The following is a 728-nucleotide window of genomic DNA, read 5'->3' as shown; positions in this document are numbered from 1 at the left end:
CCTTGCCCTTGTACGTCGCGATCGCCCACGGACCGACCACGGCCATCGCCGCCGTACCGTCCACGAACGCGTCCCCGGTGTACTTCTCCTGCGACGCCAGCTTCTCCTTGTACATCGTCCGCCAGAAGTCAGCGACCTTCTTGCCCTCGTCGGACGCGAACGTTGCCTTGCCGTCGGCAACCAACTGCTTGCCGCCACTCTCGGCCGCGTACAACGGGTAGAAGTCGAACCAGGACTGGTAGAACTCGTTGCTCGGCGCCGGGTAGATCGCGAACTTCGCGGCCTTCGACGCCACCACCTTGCGCGACGCCGCGAGGAACTCGTCGTACGTCTTCAAGGACGGATCGGGGATTCCGGCCTTCGCGAAGATCTTCTTGTTGTAGAAGATCATCACCGGGTTCGACTTCCACGGCAGCTGATAGTACTTGCCGTCCGCCGACTTGTACTGCTGCGCGACGTCGCCGGACCGCTCCTCGATGTAGGACGCGTCCAGCGGCACCAGACCGCCCTGCTTCTGGAACTGCGAGACCGACGCCGGCGAGGTGTTGAAGATCAGGCAGGGCGCGTTCCCCGCGGTGATCGCCGCGCCGATGACCTCCTCCGACGACTTCCCGGTCGGGATCTCCTGGGCGGTGACCTTCTGGTCGGCGTGCTCGGCGTTCCAGGCCGCGACCATCTGCTTGCCCCAGGCCACTTCCTCGGCGTTGTTCGAGTACCAGATCGTGATC

At 64.3% G+C, this 728-nt stretch carries 1 protein-coding gene; it reads right to left on the bottom strand.

The genetic code is table 11. From position 1 onward, the window contains the following. Positions 1 to 728: extracellular solute-binding protein (locus E0H45_RS42260; protein ID WP_131348499.1), on the bottom strand; the 728-nt coding region annotated here is incomplete at both ends.

Source organism: Kribbella soli (genome assembly GCF_004331345.1).
Classification (GTDB): Bacteria; Actinomycetota; Actinomycetes; order Propionibacteriales; family Kribbellaceae; genus Kribbella; species Kribbella soli.
Note: the sequence above shows the minus strand (reverse complement) of the source record. Positions and strands in the feature narration are given on the sequence as shown.